The organism is Mycobacterium simiae (genome assembly GCF_008370645.1).
Lineage (GTDB): Bacteria > Actinomycetota > Actinomycetes > Mycobacteriales > Mycobacteriaceae > Mycobacterium > Mycobacterium simiae_A.
Genome location: NZ_VTZN01000340.1, coordinates 1 through 2,130 on the forward strand (window position 1 = coordinate 1; position 2,130 = coordinate 2,130).

Annotated in this window: 1 protein-coding gene; it reads right to left on the reverse strand. The window is 63.5% G+C overall.

The features are described from left to right. A partial coding sequence (locus F0Q45_RS25540; protein WP_149656528.1) for a methyltransferase occupies window positions 1-2,130 on the reverse strand: 2,130 nt, incomplete at both ends.

The window sequence follows — 2,130 nt, forward strand, 5'->3', positions numbered from 1 at the left end:
CCACATCCGTTGCTGCGCGAAGGATAGTGGTGTGTGTGGTGGTCGGGGGCGGGGTGTGAGTGGGGTTTGTGGTTGGTGGTGGGATTGGGTGGTGATCCAGTGAGCTAGTCCAGCCGCGGTGGGTGTTTCGAAGATGACGCGGATGGGGACTTCTGCGGCGAGTTCGGTTCGGATGCGGACGATGAGTCGGGTCGCTGACAGGGAGTGTCCGCCGAGATCGAAAAAGTTGTCGTGGATGCCGATGTGGGCGATCCCGAGGATTTCGCTAAACAGTGCAACTAGGACGTGTTCGCCTGGGTTACGGGGGGCCTGGTAGGTGGTGCTGGTGAGAAAGTGCGGGGCCGGCAATGCGCGTCGGTCAAGTTTGCCGTTGACAGTCAGGGGCAGCGATTCGATGACCATGATCGCGGTGGGGACCATGTATTCGGGTAGTCGGTCGGCGCTGTATCGACGTAGTTCGGTGCTCAGTTCGGCGCTCGAGGGGTCGTTGACGTAGTCGGTGAGGGGTTGGAGTGGGTTGGCGGGCAGGTAGGTATCGGTGATCGCGGCGGTGCTGGGGCGGGTGTAGATGATGTCCATCAGGCCAGGGGCCGGTGAGCAGGTGACGGTGGTGGTGTAGCCCAGGCTCTGGCCGAGTTGGCGGCACTGATAAGGCAAGACCGCCGCAGCGGGTGGCTCGGGACCCAGCGCGCCCAGCGGCGTGCCATCGTCGACGTGTTGGAGCGCCTGGCTGATAGCCACCTCCGTCCATATCCCGGCATGGGGGACATCGGTGATCCGCAGCGCGCAGGGATGCTCAGTCTCTAGATGCTGGCCCAGCACGGCCAGGCTTTTCCAATGTCGCCACGGGCGGGCGGGTACTTGGGCTAGTGATTGAACCGCCACCGGGGCTTTGCGCAGCACCACGTCGTAGCGGTAATTGCTGAGTTCGTTGACCGATTCCATCTGTTTGAGCTGAATATCGACGGCGGCGATGTCGGGGATGTGGCGGGCCAGCACGGTGAAGAATTCCGGCGCAACAAGAAGCTCATGTTCGGCGAGCAGCTTACGGCGTACCTGTTCGCCGACGACTGCGGCCGAAGCATCGGGATGCTCGGCGCAGACGATGCCGGTGCTCAGGGCCCCCAGCAGGGTCAGATTGCGCACGTCGCCGATAAACAGTGCCCCGCCCGGGGCCAGCAGCTGCATCATTGCTGAGAGCACATCAAGGAGATAGCCCACGTTGGGGAAGTACTGGATGACCGAGTTGAGCACCACGACATCGAAATGGTGACAAGGCAACCCGTCGCTGACATCGGCGGGCTGCACCTGCAACCGGACCCGATCCCCCCACGATTGGGAGGCCAGCGCATCACCCAGGGCCTCAATGGTTGAGGCCGAAAAGTCGGTGGCCCAATACTCAAGACAGCGGGGAGCCAACGGAGCCAACAACAGCCCAGACCCCACCCCGATTTCGAGGATCCGTTGCGGGGCCAGCCCCGCGATCCGCTCCACGGTGGCTAGCCGCCACTGGCGCATCTGTGCCAGCGGAATGGGTGCACCGGTGTAGCTGCTGTTCCAGCCGCTGAAATCCTCGCCCAGCACAGTCGCCGCAGCAGGTTGCAACGAGCCTGAGTACAACTCGTGGTCAACCCCTTGCCACTGTGTGACCAGTTGGGATTCCCGCTCGGGCACCCGCATCAATGCCGCTCGTCGATCGCGAACCACATAAGCCACCAGCTGTTGCTCATCACCAGCAGCGTGAGCAACAACGACCGCTTGGGCGACCCGGGAGTGGCCCACCAACACCGCCTCGATCTCAGCGGGTTCGATGCGATAACCGCGGATCTTGACCTGATCATCGGCGCGGCCCACGAACTGCAGCTCTCCTTGAGCTGTCCAGCGCACCACATCCCCGGTGCGATACATCCGCGCTCCAAAACCCCCAAACGGGCATGCCACAAACCGCGACGCAGTCAACCCAGCCCGACCCACATACCCATAACCCACCCCAGCACCCGCCACATACAACTCACCAGCCACCCCCACCGGCACCGGATGCAACCCCGCATCCAACACAAACAACGCCGCCCCCGGCACCGGCGACCCGATCGGCGCCGCACCCAAACCCGCCCGCAACGGCGCACTGGC